Origin of the sequence: Ancylobacter oerskovii (assembly GCF_018390555.1) — a bacterium.
GTDB classification, from domain to species: Bacteria; Pseudomonadota; Alphaproteobacteria; order Rhizobiales; family Xanthobacteraceae; genus Ancylobacter; species Ancylobacter oerskovii.
This window is the reverse complement of the sequence record NZ_JAHBGB010000044.1, coordinates 178683-194941: the sequence shown is the minus strand read 5'-3', so window position 1 is coordinate 194941 and position 16259 is coordinate 178683. Positions and strand designations below refer to the sequence as shown.

Annotated in this window: 14 protein-coding genes; 9 read left to right on the top strand and 5 right to left on the bottom strand. The window is 71.7% G+C overall.

From position 1 onward, the window contains the following. From KHC19_RS21940 to KHC19_RS21925, 4 genes are all read left to right on the top strand, one after another. Entirely contained in the window at window positions 1-2910 is a 2910-nt protein-coding gene (locus KHC19_RS21940) for a DUF4159 domain-containing protein (protein WP_213356349.1), read from the top strand. 709 nt (window positions 2911-3619) lie between these two features. Continuing rightward, window positions 3620-5692, top strand: coding sequence for a hypothetical protein (locus KHC19_RS21935; protein ID WP_213355543.1), 2073 nt, complete (start codon window positions 3620-3622; stop codon window positions 5690-5692). Between the two features lie 322 nt (window positions 5693-6014). Continuing rightward, window positions 6015-7022 carry an alpha/beta fold hydrolase gene (locus KHC19_RS21930; RefSeq protein WP_213356347.1) on the top strand — a complete coding sequence of 336 codons (1008 nt, stop codon included), beginning with the start codon at window positions 6015-6017 and terminating at the stop codon, window positions 7020-7022. A 132-nt stretch (window positions 7023-7154) separates the two neighbouring features. Beyond that, on the top strand, window positions 7155-7694 hold the full coding sequence (locus tag KHC19_RS21925) for a dihydrofolate reductase family protein (protein ID WP_213355542.1): 540 nt from the start codon (window positions 7155-7157) through the stop codon (window positions 7692-7694). An 8-nt stretch (window positions 7695-7702) separates the two neighbouring features. Here the strand turns inward: KHC19_RS21925 and KHC19_RS21920 are convergent, their stop codons facing one another. Beyond that, window positions 7703-8245, bottom strand: a complete 543-nt coding sequence (locus KHC19_RS21920) for a GNAT family N-acetyltransferase (protein WP_213355541.1) — start codon at window positions 8243-8245, stop codon at window positions 7703-7705. A 283-nt stretch (window positions 8246-8528) separates the two neighbouring features. On the opposite strand from KHC19_RS21920, the gene KHC19_RS21915 reads away from it, so the two are divergent. From KHC19_RS21915 to KHC19_RS21900, 4 genes are all read left to right on the top strand, one after another. Then, complete coding sequence (locus tag KHC19_RS21915; RefSeq protein ID WP_213355540.1) at window positions 8529-9092, top strand: helix-turn-helix domain-containing protein; 564 nt, start codon at window positions 8529-8531, stop codon at window positions 9090-9092. Between the two features lie 35 nt (window positions 9093-9127). Further along, window positions 9128-9652: a GNAT family N-acetyltransferase gene (locus KHC19_RS21910; RefSeq protein WP_213355539.1), complete on the top strand. Its 525-nt coding sequence runs from the start codon at window positions 9128-9130 to the stop codon at window positions 9650-9652. Window positions 9653-9761: 109 nt separating this feature from the next. Then, complete coding sequence (locus tag KHC19_RS21905; RefSeq protein WP_213355538.1) at window positions 9762-10733, top strand: glutathione S-transferase family protein; 972 nt, start codon at window positions 9762-9764, stop codon at window positions 10731-10733. A 111-nt stretch (window positions 10734-10844) separates the two neighbouring features. Next, the gene (locus KHC19_RS21900) at window positions 10845-12263 is read left to right on the top strand and encodes a pyridoxal phosphate-dependent decarboxylase family protein (RefSeq protein WP_213355537.1); all 1419 of its coding nucleotides are present in this window, start codon (window positions 10845-10847) and stop codon (window positions 12261-12263) included. A 27-nt stretch (window positions 12264-12290) separates the two neighbouring features. Here the strand turns inward: KHC19_RS21900 and KHC19_RS21895 are convergent, their stop codons facing one another. Together KHC19_RS21895 and mnmA are read right to left on the bottom strand one after the other, a co-directional pair. Further along, window positions 12291-12980, bottom strand: a complete 690-nt coding sequence (locus KHC19_RS21895; RefSeq protein ID WP_213355536.1) for a class I SAM-dependent methyltransferase — start codon at window positions 12978-12980, stop codon at window positions 12291-12293. 58 nt (window positions 12981-13038) lie between these two features. After that, window positions 13039-14232 carry a tRNA 2-thiouridine(34) synthase MnmA gene (mnmA, locus tag KHC19_RS21890; protein WP_213355535.1) on the bottom strand — a complete coding sequence of 398 codons (1194 nt, stop codon included), beginning with the start codon at window positions 14230-14232 and terminating at the stop codon, window positions 13039-13041. Window positions 14233-14544: 312 nt separating this feature from the next. Here mnmA and sciP point away from each other — a divergent pair, with 312 nt between their 5' ends. After that, complete coding sequence (sciP, locus tag KHC19_RS21885) at window positions 14545-14820, top strand: CtrA inhibitor SciP (protein WP_213356345.1); 276 nt, start codon at window positions 14545-14547, stop codon at window positions 14818-14820. A 402-nt stretch (window positions 14821-15222) separates the two neighbouring features. On the opposite strand, the gene KHC19_RS21880 is transcribed toward sciP, so the two are convergent. Then, window positions 15223-15579: an iron chaperone gene (locus KHC19_RS21880; RefSeq protein WP_213355533.1), complete on the bottom strand. Its 357-nt coding sequence runs from the start codon at window positions 15577-15579 to the stop codon at window positions 15223-15225. A gap of 27 nt (window positions 15580-15606) precedes the next feature. After that, the gene (gene phnN / locus KHC19_RS21875; protein WP_343207773.1) at window positions 15607-16251 is read right to left on the bottom strand and encodes a phosphonate metabolism protein/1,5-bisphosphokinase (PRPP-forming) PhnN; all 645 of its coding nucleotides are present in this window, start codon (window positions 16249-16251) and stop codon (window positions 15607-15609) included. Window positions 16252-16259 lie beyond the last annotated feature (8 nt).

Here is a 16259-nt window from a genome sequence, read left to right as displayed (position 1 = left end):
CTGCTCGGCCTTCCCCTCGCCTTCACCACCCCGCTGCTGCTCACCGCGCTCGCCGCGCTGCCGCTGCTGTGGTTCCTGCTGCGCCTGGTGCCGCCGCGCCCGCGCCGCGTCGCCTTCGCGCCGACGCGGCTGCTGCTGGACATTCCGCCCAAGGAGGAGACCCCGGCCCGCACGCCGTGGTGGCTCACCGTGCTGCGGCTGCTGCTGGCCGCCCTCGTCATCTTCGCCGCCGCCGGGCCGATCTGGAATCCGCCGGTGGCCGGCCCCTCGGCATCCGGCCCGGTGGTGCTGTTGATCGATTCCGGCTGGACCGCCGCCTCCACCTGGGAGGCCCGCCGGGTCTCCGCCGAGGGCATCGTGGCGGATGCCGATCTCGCCGGCCGCGGCCTCCTGCTCATCCCCACCGGCGAGCCGCCGCTCGAACCGCGCCTCATGACGCCGAGCGAGGCGCGCGAGCGCCTGCGCACCCTTGAGCCGCAGCCCTTCCTGCCGGACCGCGCCGCCGCCCTCGCCAGCCTGCGCAAGGCGCTCGACGCCGCCCCCGAGGCGGGCATCGTCTATCTCTCCGACGGCGTGCGGCTCGACGGGGCGGACGGCTTCGCCGCCGAGCTGGCGGCCATCGCCGGCCCGCACCCGCTCACCACGCTGGCCGATGGCGTCGAGGAGCCGCTGGCGCTCGCCGCCGCCGACAACGCCGCCGGCGCGCTCACCGTCAAGGTGCTGCGCGCCGACCGCCAGACGCTGCCCCGCGCCGGCACTGTCCGCGCGCTCGACATGCGCGGCCTCACCCTCGGCGAGGCGCCGTTCAGCTTCGAGCCCGGCGCCCGCGAGAGCGAGGCGCGCTTCGACATGCCGGTCGAGATCCGCAACGAAGTGGCCCGGCTCGACATTGCCGGCGTGGAATCCGCCGGCGCCGTCCAGTTGCTCGACAAGCGCTGGCGCCGCCGCACCGTCGGCCTGGTCTCCGGCGTCACCGCCGACCAACGCCAGCCGCTGCTGTCGCCCTCCTATTATCTCACCCGCGCGCTCGGCCCCTTCGCCGATCTGCGCACCGCCGACGGCGCCGCCACGCCGGAAGCCATCGAGCGCTTCATCGACCAGCGCCTGCCGGTCATCGTGCTCTCCGATGTCGGCACCATCCCGCCGGAGGTGCATGCCCGGCTGACGCGCTGGATCGAGGGCGGCGGCGTGCTGATCCGCTTCGCCGGCCCGCGTCTCGCCAACGGCTCGGACGACCTGGTGCCGGTGACGCTGCGCCGCGGCGGCCGCGTGCTCGGCGGCTCGCTGTCCTGGGAGCAGCCGCAATCGCTCGGCGGCTTCAACCCGGAAGGCCCGTTCCGCGACGTGCCGGTGCCGAACGACGTCACCGTCGGCCGGCAGGTGCTGGCCGAGCCGGACGGCCTGCTCGCCACCCGCACCTGGGCGACGCTCTCCGACGGCACGCCGCTGGTCACCGGCGAGAAGCGCGGCGCCGGCATGGTGGTGCTGTTCCACGTCACCGCCGATACCGCCTGGTCGAACCTGCCGCTGTCCGGCGCCTTCGTCGACATGCTCAGGCGGGTGGTGGCGCTCGGCGGCTCCAGCGCCGCCGAGGCCTCGGCCGGCGAAGGCGCCGCCATCGGCGACGCGGCGACCGCCGGCGAGACGGTGCCGCCGAGCCGGCTGCTGGACGGCTTCGGCGCCTTCCGGCCGGTCACGCCCACCGCCCGGGCAATCCCGGTCGGCTATAATGGCCGCGCCAGCGCCGAGCATCCGCCCGGCTTCTACGGCCCGCCCGAGGGCCTCGTGGCAGTCAACGCGCTGCTGCCGGCCGACCGGCTGGCGCCGCTCGACCTCTCGCCGCTCGGCCGTGTCGAGCCCTATCGCGACGCCGCCCCGCGCGACCTGCGCGCGCCGCTGCTGCTCGCCCTGCTCGCCCTCCTGCTGGTGGATGCCATGATCGTGTTCCTGCTCGCCGGCGGGCTGTCCCGCCTCGCGCCGCGTCGCACCTCCACCGCCGCGAGCCTCGTGCTGGCGGTCGCCCTCGCGGGCCTGCTCGGCGCCCTCCTCGCCGCCCCCGCCGTCGCCCAGACCGCACCGGCGGCCCAGCCCCAGCCTCAGGCGCAGGCTCAAGCCCGGCCTCCCGCTGCCCGCACCGACACGCCGATGACGCCGGCGGAGATCGACTTCGCGGTGAAGGCCACCAGCGCCACCCGCCTCGCCTATGTCGTCACCGGCGACGCCGAGACCGACGAGGTGAGCGCTTCCGGCCTCAAGGCGCTCACCGACTTCCTCGGCGAGCGCACGGCGCTGGAGGCCGGCGAGCCGATGGGCGTCGACCTCTCCCGCGACGAGCTGTCCTTCTTCCCGCTGCTCTACTGGCCGGTGCTGTCCAACGCCCAGCGGCCCTCGCCGGAAACGCTCGCCCGCGTCGACGCCTTCATGAAGCAGGGCGGCACCGTGGTCTTCGATACCCGCGACGCCGAGACCACCATCCCCGGCGTCGGCGGCGCCACGCCGACCAATGCCGCGCTGCGCCAGATCCTCGACGGGCTCGACATTCCCGAGCTGGAGCCGGTGCCGCGCGACCACGTTCTCACCAAGGCGTTCTACCTGCTGCGCGATTTCCCCGGCCGCTTCACCGGCGGCGCCACCTGGGTGGAGGCGCTGCCGCCGGCGGAGGAAGGCGAGGAGCGCCCCGCCCGCGCCGGTGACGGCGTCTCGCCGGTGGTGATCACCTCCAACGACCTCGCCGGCGCCTGGGCCACCGCCCCGGATGGCGGCCCGCTGCTGCCGCTGTCGGACGGCGGCGCCCGCCAGCGCGAGCTCGCCTTCCGCGCCGGCGCCAACCTCGTGATGTACGTGCTCACCGGCAACTACAAGGCCGACCAGGTGCATGTCCCGGCGCTGCTGGAAAGGCTGGGACAATGACGATCCCGCATGGTGGCCGCGCCCTTCCCCGGACAAGCCGCACGCAGCGCGGTGCCGCTCAGTGGCTCGATCGTGACCTGCGCTGGCTCCCTCTCCCCACGAGGCTGAAGGATGCGGTTCCACGCGGTGCCGCGGACGGGATGCTCCCCTTGCTCCCTCTCCCCGTCCAGAACTCGGCTGTTGCCGAGTTCTGGATCCGACGAACCCAAGATCGGATCCATCCGATCTTGGGGGAGAGGGGTGGGGTGAGGGGGCGTGCCGACACGGTCGTCCGCCCCGCCCCCTCACCCGCCGCTGCGCGGCGACCTCCCCCCCTCGGGGAGAGGTGGAAGACCGCCGTCCCACGCACCATCATTCCGCGCGCCGTCATCCCGAGCATCGCCATCCCATACGCCGCCGTCCCGTGCCCCGTCATCCCGCGCAGCGCCATCCCGCGCAGCGTCATGGCCGGGCTTGACCCGGCCATCCACGTCTTTGGCCGCGAGACGAGGGGACTGGGCGCAGGCGAAGCGCCGGCGTGGATACCCGGAGCACGTCCGGGGCACGAGGTTCCGCCAGGCACAGGCCTGCTTCCTCTCCCCGATGGGGTGAGGGCGCGCGCCGATATGCCCACCCGCCCCGCCCGCTCTCCCGCCCCTGCGGGCCGACCTCTCCCCCTCGGGGAGAAGGGGAAAGCCGCCCACCCCATGCCTGACGGAGGCCCCGCCAGATGAATCTCGGCCTCGCCTTCGATCCCTTGATCCCGCTGCCCTTCCTGATCGCCTGCGCCGTGGTCGCCGGCGCGGTGGCGCTGCTGCTCATCGTCGCCCGCTCGCGCGGCGCCCTGCTGCGCGGCCTCGCGCTGGCGCTGGCGGTGCTGGCGCTGGCCAACCCCTCGCTGACCCGCGAGGAGCGCGAGCCGCTCTCCACCGTGGTCGCCGTCGTCGTCGACAAGAGCGCCAGCCAGGATTTCGGCGACCGCAACGCCATGACCGAGGCCGCCCGCGCCGAGCTCGACACCCGCCTCGCCCGGCTGAAGGAGCAGGGCGCCGAGATCCGCTTCGTCGATGCCGGCGCCGGCAGCGGCGAGGTCGACGGCACCCGCCTGTTTACCGCGCTTTCCGCCGCGCTGGCCGACGTGCCGCCCGAGCGGGTGGCCGGCGCCATCTTCCTCACCGACGGCCGCGTGCACGACATCCCCGCCAACATGGCGGCGCTCGGCTTCCGCGCCCCGGTGCACGCCATCATCTCCGGCCAGCCGAACGAGCGCGACCGTCGCGTCGCCCTCACCTCGACGCCGCGCTTCGGCATCGTCGGCCAGAACCAGACCATCGGCTACCGCGTGGTGGATGAGGGAGCGCCCGCGGGCGCCCGCGTCGGCGTCACCGTGCGCCGCGACGGCGAGGTGGTGGCCCGGCCCATCGTCACCGCCGGCCAGGAGGCCAGGGTCGATGTCGAGATCACCCATGCCGGCGCCAACATCGTCGAGATCGAGGCCGCCGGCCTCGAGGGCGAGCTCACCCCGGTGAACAACCGCGCCGCCCTCTCCATCGACGGCGTGCGCGACAAGTTGCGGGTGCTGCTCGTCTCCGGCGAGCCGCATGTCGGCGAGCGCACCTGGCGCAACCTCCTGAAGTCCGACGCCAATATCGATCTCGTCCACTTCACCATCCTGCGGCCGCCGGAGAAGCAGGACGGCACGCCGATCAACGAACTCTCGCTGATCGCCTTCCCGACCCGCGAGCTGTTCCAGCAGAAGATCAAGGATTTCGACCTGATCATCTTCGATCGCTACGCCCAGCAGGGCGTGCTGCCGATGATCTATTTCGACAACATCGTGCGCTATGTGGAGGAAGGCGGCGCGCTGCTGGTCGCCGCCGGCACCGACTACATCTCGGACGGCTCGGTGTTCAACACCCCGCTCGAAGCCGTGCTGCCCGCCGCCCCCGCCGGCCACATGACCGAGACGCCGTTCCGCGCCGCGCTCACCGAGCTCGGGCGCCGGCATCCCGTCACCCGCGCCCTGCCGGGCTCGGAAAGCGATCCGCCGGCCTGGGCGCGCTTCTTTCGCATCGTCGACACCCAGGGCGCGCGCGGCACCAGCGTGATGGACGGGCCGGACGGCAAGCCGATCCTCTTGCTCGACCGCGTCGGCGAGGGCCGCGTCGCGCTGCTGCTGTCGGATCATTTCTGGCTGTGGGCGCGCGGCTTCGAGGGCGGCGGCCCCTATATCGACCTGCTCCGCCGCCTCTCCCACTGGCTGATGAAGGAGCCGGACCTCGAGGAGGAGCGCTTGCGCCTTCTCGCCCACGGCCCCGATCTCGTGGTGGAGCGCCAGACCATGGGCGACGCCGCGCCCACCGTCGTCGTCACCAACCCCACCGGGGCGACCCGCACCCTCACTTTGGCGTCCGTCGAGCCCGGCCTGTTCCGCGCCACCTTCCCGGCCGACATGCTCGGCCTGTGGCGGGCGAGCGACGGCACCCACACGGCGCTGGTCAATGTCGGCCCGCTCAACCCGCGCGAATTCGCCGAGGTGACCTCGACCACCGAGACGCTGCGCGCCCCGCTCGCCGCCACCGGCGGTGGCGTCTGGCGCATGGCCGACCTGTCGGGCGGCGTGCCGCGCGTCGTTGCGGTGCGCTCGGGCGAGCGCTTCGCCGGCGAGGACTGGATGGGCCTCGCGCTGCGCGACGTCTCGGTGGTGCGCGGACTTGGCCTGTTCCCGCTCTTCGCCGGCCTGTCCGGCCTGATGATCCTGATGGCCGGCATCGCCGCCGCCTGGGCGCGCGAGGGGCGCTAAGCCCCTCGCCACTCGCGGGAATCTGGGGCGCTAAGCCCCTCGCCACTCGCGGGAATCTGGGGCGCTAAGCCCCTCGCCACCCACGGGGATCTGGGCGCTGCCCCCTCGCCAGCCGGTCTCCCTCGCTCATTGTTGAAGGGCGCCGGGGCTCCCTCGCCGCCTCGTGACTATCTGCCGTAGCGACACCGCTCTAGCCTCCCGCGCGTCCGTGACGGCACGGTGCCGTCGCGGACGACCCATTGCGTGGAGGCTCGACCCGGTGATTTTCGCCCGCTCCAATATTCCCGCCCGCCCTTATGTTCTCGCCCGTTTCTGTCTGTCGATTGCCGCTCTCGCCTGCCCGGCCTTCGCCCCGGCCCTCGCCCAGACGGCCGCACCGCCGGCCGCCGAGGCTCCCGGCGCCAAAACCTATGGCGCCCAGCTCGAAGGCTTCGCCTATCCCCACCCGCTGAAGCGCTTCGACTTCACCTCGCAGGGCCAGCCGGTGTCGATGGCCTATATGGATGTCGGCCCGGTGGCCGATCCCAATGGCCGCACGGTAGTGCTGCTGCACGGCAAGAATTTCTGCGGCGCCACCTGGGAGGACAGCATCGACGTGCTGTCGAAGGCCGGCTACCGCGTCGTCGTGCCCGACCAGATCGGCTTCTGCGCCTCGACCAAGCCGAAGGGCTACCAGTTCAGCTTCCACCAGCTCGCCGACAACACCCACAAGCTGCTCGCCTCGCTCGGCGTCGAGAAGGCGACCGTGATCGGCCATTCCATGGGCGGCATGCTGGCGGCGCGCTATGCGCTGTCCTTCCCGAACGCCACCGACAAGCTCGTCATGGTCAACCCGCTCGGCCTCGAGGACTGGAAGGCCCGGGGCGTGCCCTACGCCACCATCGACCAGCTCTATCAGGGCGAGCTCAAGACCACCGCCGACAGCATCAAGGCCTACCAGCTGAAGTTCTACTATAACGGCCAGTGGAAGCCGGCCTATGACCGCTGGGTGGAGATGGCGGCCGGGCTCTATGCCGGCCCGGGCCGCGAGAGCGTCGCGTATAACCAGGCCCAGACCTCCGACATGGTCTATACCCAGCCGGTGATCTACGAGTTCGGTCAGATCGCGGTGCCGACCGTGCTGATGATCGGCCAGACCGACCGCACCGCTCCCGGCGCCAACCGCGCGCGCCCGGAGGTCGCGGCGACGCTCGGCAACTATGCCGAACTCGGCAAGGCGGCGGCGAAGGCGATTCCGAACGCGACGCTTATCGAGTTCCAAAAGCTCGGCCATTCGCCGCAGGTGGAATCGCCGGAGGCGTTCCACAAGGCGCTGCTCGGCGCGCTCTGAGGCATTGGCGCGACAGGCGCGGCGGGACGATGCATCGCCTCTTCCCGCCGCCTTTCGACCCGACGGACGCGATGGGCGGCCTTGCCGATCGCTGTCATCCTCGGCGGCGCGATTCGAGCGAGGGAGCATCCCATGGCGACCATTCTCGGCTACATGGCCATGAGTCTTGACGGCTACATCGCCGACGCGGAAGGCGGCATCGACTGGCTCAAGCCCTTCGATGCCGTCGACACCGGCTATGCCGCTTTCATCGCCGGTATCGACACGGTGGTGATGGGGCGGCGTACCTATGATCAGGTCCGCTCCTTCGAGGGCGATTGGTTCTACGCCGGCAAAAGGGCTGTCATCGTCACGTCCCGCCCGCTCGACGAGGCGCCGGCCGGCGTCGAGGCCTGGCACGGCGGCATCGGCGATCTCATCGCCGAACTGCGCGCGGGCGAGGGCGTGGTCTGGATGATCGGCGGCGCGCAATTGCAGGCCGCCTTTCTCGCCGCGAACGCCATGGAACGGCTGGACCTGTTCGTCATTCCCGTACTGCTCGGCGACGGGGTGCAGATGGTGCCGGCCGGAGCCATCGGCCCGATGTCGCTGACCCTGACGGACAGCCGCGCCCTGCCGCTCGGCATGGTACGGCTGACCTACGCGCTTCCAGCCCCGCCTTCCGGCGGCTGAGGGCAGGCCTACTCCGCCGCCATGGGGGCGGGAACGCCGTGCCCCTTGCGCACCGGGCCGCGCACCGCTTCCGGCGGCGTGCCGTCGAGCGCACACACCAGCACCCGGGCCGGATCCACTGGGCCGGGCAGGCTCACCTGGCCCGGCGGCACCCGCTTGAAGCCCATGCGGCCGTAATAGGGCTCGTCGCCCACCAGCAGCACCAGCGTCGCGGCGCCCTGGCGGTCCAGCTCCGCCTTCGCCGCCTCCAGGCAGCGCTCCACCAGCCGCCGGCCGATGCCGTGCGAGCGGAAGGGCGGCTCGACGGTGAGCGGGCCGAGCAGCAGCGCCGCATCCTCGCCGATGGCGATCGGCGTCAGCCGCACCGAGCCGACCAGCATGGTGCCGATATAGGCGGTGAAGGAGAGGTCCAGCCGGTGCGGATTGCCCTCGCGCAGCCGGTAGGCGGTGCGGGCATAGCGGCCGGGCCCGAAGGTGCGCGCCACCAGCCGCTCGATGGCGGCGTCGTCGGAGGGCTTCTCGGTAAGGACGGTAATGGAGAGTTCGGTCATGTCGGCGCTCGGAAGGCTCAAGGTCGGCACATCGCCGCGCCGAGCGGCCGTCGGGTCACGGCCGCCGGCACCGGCGAGCGGAATCGTCCGTGCACGGAAAGCTGTCCGTGCCGGTCATCCCGTCTCGTCGTCGCTGCATCGGCCGCGGGGCCATCGCCGTCATTCCCGAAAAAAGGTTCGGCCGGATAGCACAGGCCGGGGCACAGGTCGAGAGGCACGCCGGCGCGGCCCGTCTCGCCCCGCCCCCTTGATCGCCGGACGGTCAATCTCTTATAAGAAACGTATGTCTACTTTAATTGACGACACCGAGATCCGCCTCGCCCGCCGCCTCAAGCTGGAGCGCGAGGCGCGCGGCTGGTCGCTGGCCGATCTCGCCGGTCGCGCCGGCGTCGGCAAGGCGACCATCAGCAAGATCGAGCGCGGCGAGATCAGCCCCACCGCGGTGACGCTGGTGCGTCTCGCCCATGCCTTCGACCTCACCCTCGCCGGCCTGCTCCTGCGCGCCGAGGGCGGCGACCGGCTGGTGCGCGCCGCCGACCAGCCGCTCTGGCGCGATCCCGCGACGGGCTATGTCCGCCGGCAGATCTTCGCCCGGCCGGATCATCCGGTCGAGCTGGTGGAGGTCGAGCTGCCGCCCGGCGCCCGCGTCACCCTTCCCGCCTCCTCCTATGCGCCGATCCGCCAGGTGCTGCAGCTGCGCCAGGGCGCGCTCACCCTGATCGAGGGCGGGGCGCGCCACGAACTGAAGCCCGGTGACGCGCTCGGCTTCGGCCCGCCGGCCGACGTCACCTTCGCCAATGAGAGCGCCGCTCCCTGCCGCTACATCGTCGCCCTCACCCGCCTGTGATCCCGGCCCAGCCCGCCGCTTCTCCGAGCCACGCCATGACCGACGCACCCGCTCTCGCCATCCGTCCCCTCGCCGCCGACGAGCCGACCGTGACGGCCCTCGCCGCCTTGCTGGTCGAGACGGTGGCGGGCGGCGGCTCGGTCAGCTTCATGCATCCGCTGGCCCCGGACAAGGCGGCGGCGTTCTGGCGCGGATCGCTCGCCGCCGCCGCCCGCGGCGAGCGCGTGGTGCTCGGCGCCTTCCTCGGCGAGACGCTGGCCGGCACGGTGACGCTGCAGCTCGCCTTGCCGGAGAACCAGCCGCACCGCGCCGAGATCGCCAAGATGATGACGCTCCCGGCCTGTCGCGGCCGCGGCATCGCCAGCGCCCTGCTACGTGCCGCCGAGGCCATCGCCCGCGCGCGGGGCCGCACGCATCTGGTGCTCGACACCGCCAGCGACGGCGGCGCCGCCGGCCTCTACGAGCGGCACGGCTTCGTCTTCTGCGGCGAGATCCCGGATTTCGCGCTGAAGCCGCTGGGCGGCCTCACCGGCACGCGGCTCTACGTCAAGCGGCTGTAGCCGCGCGGGCATTCCCGCAATCCATCCTTCTCGCGCCTGCCATGCCGGGCGGGGTGCCATGGCGCCGGTTTCGGCCTAGCTTCTCCCCTGGATCCGAGGGAGACACGCGATGGGACTGCTGGTCGACGGCAAATGGGCCGACACCTGGTACGACACCAAGAGCACCGGCGGGCGCTTCGAGCGCACCGTCACCCGCTTCCGCAACTGGATCACCCCGGACGGCGCCCCCGGCCCCACCGGCGAGGGCGGCTTTGCCGCCGAGCCCGGCCGCTACCACCTCTATGTCTCCTATGCCTGCCCCTGGGCGCATCGCACGCTGATCTTCCGCCAGCTGAAGCAGCTGCAGGATCTCGTCGACGTCGATGTGGTCGATCCGCATATGGGCGAGGAAGGCTGGGTGTTCGCCGGCCACGCCCCGCGCCCCACCCTCGGCGCCACCGCCGACACCGTGCTCGGCACGCAGCGGCTCTACGAGGTCTACCTCGCCGCCGATCCGCATTATTCCGGCCGCGTCACCGTGCCGGTGCTGTGGGACAGGAAGCGCGGCACCATCGTCAGCAACGAATCGGCTGAGATCATCCGCATGTTCAATTCGGCCTTCGGCGCCTTCACGCCGGACCGGCACGACTATTACCCCGAGCCGCTGCGCGCCGACATCGATGCCCTCAACGCCCGCATCTACGACGCGGTGAACAACGGCGTCTACAAGGCCGGCTTCGCCACCCGGCAGGAAGCCTATGAGGAGGCGGTGCGCGCTTTGTTCGCCATGCTGGACGAATTGGAGGCCCGCCTCGCCGACGGCCCCTTTCTGTTCGGCGCCACCCAGACCGAGGCCGACTGGCGGCTGTTCACCACGCTGATCCGCTTCGACGCCGTCTATGTCGGCCATTTCAAGTGCAACATCCGCCGCATCGCCGACTACCCGAACCTGTCGCGCTACCTGAAGGCGCTGTACGAGGTGCCCGGCGTCGCCGGCACGGTGAACCTCACCCACATCAAGCGGCACTATTACGAGAGCCACAAGACCATCAATCCCACCGGCATCGTCCCGGTGGGGCCGGAACTCGCCTGGGCCGAGTAGGCGCCGCCGACGGGACGCGCCGCCGCATTGCCCCACGTCCCGGGGAGGCCTAGCCTCCCGCGCCGCGCCCTCCGGGAGCGACGGCGAGAAGCGGCGACAAGGGGGGCGACGATGAACCACGATGCACGGCAGGACGACGGCGACCGGCAGCGCCACGCCCTGGAAATCTCCGGCGAGGCGCTCGCCGGCCTCCTCGACGATGCCGCCCGGCTCGCCGCCGGCTACTGGTCCGGGCTCGAGGCGCGCCCGGCCTATCCCGAGACCAGCGCCACGGAAACCGCACGGCTGTTCGCCCGCCCCTGGGCGGACGAGGGCCGCGGCGCCGCGGTGCTGGAGGATTTCACCGCCATCGCCGCGCATTCCCGGCCGTCCGGCGGCCGGTTCTTCGGCTATGTGTTCGGCTCCGGCGAGCCGGTCGGCGCGCTCGGCGACCTGCTCGCCTCGGTGCTGAACCAGAATGTCGGCGCCTGGCGCTCCGCCCCGGCGGCGGTCGCCGTCGAGCAGGCGGTGATCGGCTGGCTCGCCGACGCCATCGGCTGTCCCGGCTTCACCGGCTCGCTGTGCGGCGGCGGTTCCTCGGCCAATCTGATGGCGCTCGCCATGGCGCGCGAGGCGAAGCTGCCGGCCAATGAGGACGGCGCCCGCCCCGGCATCGTCTACGCGTCCGAGCAGGTGCACATGTCCGTCCCGAAGGCGGTGGCGCTGATCGGCCTCGGCCGGCGCAACCTGCGGCTCATCCCCGTCGATGCGGAGAAGCGGATGCGCCTCGACGCGCTGGAGGCCGCCATCGCGCAGGATCGCGCCGCCGGCCGCACGCCCCTCGCCATCGTCGCCACCGCCGGCACGGTGGCGACCGGCGCCATCGACCCGCTGCCCGCCATCGCCGCCATCGCCCGGCGCGAGGATCTCTGGATGCATGTCGATGGCGCCTTCGGCGTGCTGGCGGCGCTCGCCGCGCCCGCGCTGTTCGAAGGCCTGTCGCAGGCGGATTCGCTGTCGCTCGACGCGCATAAATGGCTGTACCAGCCGGTGGATTGCGGCTGCCTGCTGCACCGGCACGGCGACGTCGCGCGCGAGACCTTCTCGCATAGCGGCGACTATGTACGGGCGCTCAACACCGATCCCGGCGAGGCCTTCGCCTATTTCGAGGAGAGCCTGGAGCTGTCGCGCCGCTTCCGCGCGCTGAAGCTGTGGATGTCGCTGCAATATCACGGGCGCGCCGCCTTCCGCGCCGCCATCGCCCGCGACCTCGCCCATGCACGCCTGCTGGAGCGCGCGGTCGCCGCCCGCCCGGAGCTCGAACTTCTGTCGACCGGGCCGCTGAGCGCCGTCTGCTTCCGTCACCGGGAAAAGGACAACGAGGCGCTGCTGCGCCGGGTGATCGCGCGCCGCCGCGTCTTCCTGTCCAACGCCACGCTCGACGCGCGCTTCGCGCTGCGCGCCTGCTTCGTCAACCACCGCACCACGGAGGAAGACGTGCGGCTGATCGTCGAGGAAGTGATCGCGGCGGCGGGAGAGATCGACGGCTGAAACGGGCCGGCGCGCTCGCTGGCGGTGCTACCCCGCCAGCGCCACCTTGCCGGTCTCCACCCGCGTCGCCTGCTCTTCCGCGCTCAGCTTGCGGAAGCGCACCAGCGTGTACATGCCGAGCCCGACATCCTTGGCGATCGGCAGGTCCACCGTGCCGTTCTGCAGCGCCCAGTTGCGCAGCCGGGCGAACTGGAATTCCGGCCGCCAGCCGAGCTTGCGCGCCTTGCGGGCGAACCAGCGCTCGAACACCGCGCGCGGCCCGTCCTCGGCGCCGAGATGGTTGACCAGGATGATCTCGCCGCCCGGCTTCAGCACGCGGGCCATCTCGTCCAGCGTCTCCTCCGGCTGCGGCACCACGGTGATGACGAACTGGGCGATCACCACGTCGAAGCTGTCGTCGGCGAAGCCGAGATGCGCGCCGTCCATGAGGGCGAGCCCCTCGACATGGCGCAGATGCTCCTTCTTCACCCGCTCGCGGGCCTTGTGGAGCATGGGCTCGGAGATGTCGACGCCGACCATGCGGTTGGAGCGCTTGTAGAGCGGCAGCGCGAGGCCGGTGCCGACGCCGAATTCGAGGATGCGCCCGCCGATCTTCTCCGCCGCCTTGATCGCCGCCTTGCGACCGGCGTCGAACACCGCGCCGAACACCACGTCGTAAACCGGCGCCCAGCGGGCATAGGCTTCCTCAACGGTGGCACGGTCGAGATCGGTCGTCATGCTTCCCCCCAACAACTCCGGCCCGGCCTTGCCGCCGATGCCCGGTGCGAGGCCCGACTCACGCGGTACGGGCGTTCGCCAACATCTCCTGACCGCGTGTCAGCGCTGTGAACGTGCTTGGCACGCGGCGGATCGCCCCGCCGCCGAGCAGCCGCGCGCCCGACGAGGCATCGGCATAGAACACGCAGGCCTGGCCGGGCGCCACCCCTTCCTCCGCGGCGGCGAGCCGCACCACCGGGGCGCCATCCGCCGCGCGGCCGAGCTGGCCGGGCACCGGGGCGCGGGTCGAGCGCACCTTCACATGGATCTCGCGGCCGGCATCGAGCGCGGCGTCGAGGCTCTCGTCGCCGAGCCAGTTCACCTCGTCGACACGCACCTCGGTCACGCCCAGCGCGGCGCGGGGGCCCACCAGCACCCGGCGCTGGCGGGCGTCGATGCCCACCACGTAGAGCGGCTCGGTGGAGGCGATGCCGAGGCCCTTCCTCTGGCCGATCGTGTAGCGCATGACACCGCCGTGCCGCCCCAGCACCCGCCCGTCGAGATGCACGATATCGCCGGGCTCGCCGGCCTCGGGGCGCAGCTTCTCGACGATGGCGGTGTAGTGCCCGTTCGGCACGAAGCAGATGTCCTGGCTGTCCGGCTTGTCGGCCACCTTCAGCCCGAAGCCTTCCGCCAGCGCCCGCACTTCCGGCTTGGTGGTCTCGCCGAGCGGGAAGCGCAGCATGTCGATCTGCGCCTGCGTCGTCGCATAGAGGAAGTAGCTCTGGTCGCGGCTCTCGTCGAGCGGGCGGTACAGCGCCCGCGTGCCGTCCGGCAATCCGCGGCTGGTGACGTAATGGCCGGTGGCGAGGATGTCGGCGCCCAGGTCCCTCGCCGTCTCCATCAGGTCGCGGAACTTGACGGTGCGGTTGCAGTCGACGCAGGGGATCGGCGTCTCGCCCGAGGCATAGGCGTCGGCGAAGCGCTCGATCACCGCGTTGCGGAACCGGCTCTCATAGTCGAGCACGTAATGCGGGATGCCCAGCTTCTCGCACACGGTGCGGGCATCGTAGATGTCCTGCCCGGCGCAGCAGGCGCCGGGGCGGTGGTGCATCGCCTCGCCATGGTCGTAGAGCTGCAGGGTGACGCCCAGCACCTCGTAGCCGGCCTGCGCATAGAGCGCGGCCACCACCGAGGAATCCACCCCGCCCGACATCGCCACCACCACGCGGGTGTCCTTCGGGGAGCGGCCTGTATCGTCGAGGCGGATCATGGCGAGCGGTGGGTCAGAGACATGGAAGGCGACGGCGGCGGAGTCCCTATATAGGGTGTCGGCGGATTTCGTCGAACCCGTTTCTACGCAATCCCGCCCCTCTCGCGCAACCCGCCCGTCCGCCGGCGGCGCGCCTGCCGGGCAGTCGAAGCAGGAGCGGCGAAGATTCCGCAAGGTAAACGAAAAGTTTCGTGGATGTTAAGAACGGCTTAACCTTCCTGAACTCACCAAGCCGTGATTCGTTTAGGAAAATATTTATCGCTGCCAGGATACCATCATCTCATAAGTTCGGGTGTCATGAGTGAGCGTACAATGACCGAGGCCTATCGCCCCAGGGTGAAATACGTGATCGGACCGGACGGCAGTCCGTTGACCATTGCCGATCTTCCTCCGCCCGACACCCGTCGCTGGGTCATTCGCCGCAAGGCCGAGGTGGTCGCCGCCGTGCGTGGCGGGCTCCTGAGCCTTGAGGAGGCGTGCAAGCGCTACACGCTGACCACGGAGGAGTTCCTCTCCTGGCAGGCCTCGATCGACCGCCACGGCCTCGCCGGCCTGCGCACCACCCGCATCCAGCAATATCGCCAGTAGATCGCCAGTCATCATCGAGCGGAATCGCACGGCCGGCCTCGTCCCGGCCGTTTTTCGTTTCGGCGACCGCCCGCCGCCCTTCCCGCGGGGCGCTCATCCTGAGGCCCGTCGGCATCGATCCGACCGATGCCACGCCACCCGTCTCCCGAAAGCCCCCCTCATCCTGAGGTGCGAGCGCAGCGAGCCTCGAAGGATGTTCGTCATGCGCACCCGGACAGGCATCCTTCGAGGCCAGCTGACGCCGGGCGCCTCAGGATGAGGTCGATCGACGACACAGGCACCGACCGGCGCGCCTTCCCTCCACCGCGCCGACGCCGAAGGGCAGTCCTCACCTCACCGCACAGCCGCGCCGCGCCGCGCCACGTTCGGCCGTCATCACATGCCGGCCCTGGACGACGCCCGCTAAACTCCCGTCTCGCGGCGCGAACTCTCCGCCAGCGTCGCGATCAGTTCCGCGGGGATCGGCCGGCTCGCCGGGAAGGCGATCCCGGTCCTGGTCGCCTTGAGCTTCAGGGCGGCGATCTCGTCGGCGTGGGCGGCGATCGCCCGCGGGTCGACATGGAGACCGCATGGCTTGCTGAAGGCGGCATAGCCCGCGATGACCGTGCCTGCGATCTGCAAGCCGGGCATGTCGTATTTGACGATGTCGTCGGCGTCCGGCAGCGCCCGGGACAGCTGCGCGCGCACTTGGCTCAGAACGGCGCGGAACGGCTCCGGCGCGGCGGCGATATAGGCGTCGTGGTCATCCCTCTTCGCCATGCCGACAGCCTCCACGGGCTTCCGGCATCATCGAGGCCCCCGCCCCTGACAGTTCTCCGCCAGCCGCGCGAGGACGTCGGCCAGCCGCGCGCCCCCCGCCTCCGGTACCCCGTCATTGACGATGGTGGCGTCCGGCGGCACCGGCAGCGCCGGCTCGCGCTTCAGCCGCCGCGCCGCGTCCTCGGCCCCCTCGCGGCCGCGCGCGGCGATGCGGGCGGCGAGCAGCTCCGGCGGCGCCGTCACCATGACGATCCGCACCGCGGCGAAGCGCCGGCGCGCCTCCGCCACCGCCCCGCGCGAGCCATTGGCGACCACCATGCGGCCGGCGGCGAGATCCGCGGCCACTTCCGGCCCCAGCGCATAGGCGAGGCCGTTGGCCTGCCAGTGCAGCGGGAACTCCCCCGCCGCGACGCCGCGCGCGAAGGCCGCCGCGTCGAGGCTGACATGGTCCTCGGTGGCGTCGACCGGCCGGGTGATGCGCCGGCGCGCGAAGCGGATATCGTCCCGCCCGGCGAGCCGCCGGCATGCCTCGCGGATCAGCGTGTCCTTGCCGGCGCCGGAAGGGCCGACCACCAGCACCAGCGTGCCGGGCCCCAGCCGGGCCGCGCCTGCCGGCGCCCCCGCTTCCGGCGAAATACCCGCATCGATATCCGCCTCGGTCCTGCCGCTCACGCCTGCAA

Coding starts and splice junctions, on each gene's coding strand:
- KHC19_RS21925 (WP_213355542.1), top strand. CDS start 7,155: ATGGCGACCATTCTCGGCTACATGGCCATGAGTCTTGACGGCTACATC.
- KHC19_RS21915 (WP_213355540.1), top strand. CDS start 8,529: ATGTCTACTTTAATTGACGACACCGAGATCCGCCTCGCCCGCCGCCTC.
- KHC19_RS21900 (WP_213355537.1), top strand. CDS start 10,845: ATGAACCACGATGCACGGCAGGACGACGGCGACCGGCAGCGCCACGCC.
- KHC19_RS21920 (WP_213355541.1), bottom strand. CDS start 8,245: ATGACCGAACTCTCCATTACCGTCCTTACCGAGAAGCCCTCCGACGAC.
- KHC19_RS21910 (WP_213355539.1), top strand. CDS start 9,128: ATGACCGACGCACCCGCTCTCGCCATCCGTCCCCTCGCCGCCGACGAG.
- KHC19_RS21880 (WP_213355533.1), bottom strand. CDS start 15,579: ATGGCGAAGAGGGATGACCACGACGCCTATATCGCCGCCGCGCCGGAG.
- KHC19_RS21895 (WP_213355536.1), bottom strand. CDS start 12,980: ATGACGACCGATCTCGACCGTGCCACCGTTGAGGAAGCCTATGCCCGC.
- mnmA (WP_213355535.1), bottom strand. CDS start 14,232: ATGATCCGCCTCGACGATACAGGCCGCTCCCCGAAGGACACCCGCGTG.
- sciP (WP_213356345.1), top strand. CDS start 14,545: ATGACCGAGGCCTATCGCCCCAGGGTGAAATACGTGATCGGACCGGAC.
- KHC19_RS21905 (WP_213355538.1), top strand. CDS start 9,762: ATGGGACTGCTGGTCGACGGCAAATGGGCCGACACCTGGTACGACACC.
- KHC19_RS21935 (WP_213355543.1), top strand. CDS start 3,620: ATGAATCTCGGCCTCGCCTTCGATCCCTTGATCCCGCTGCCCTTCCTG.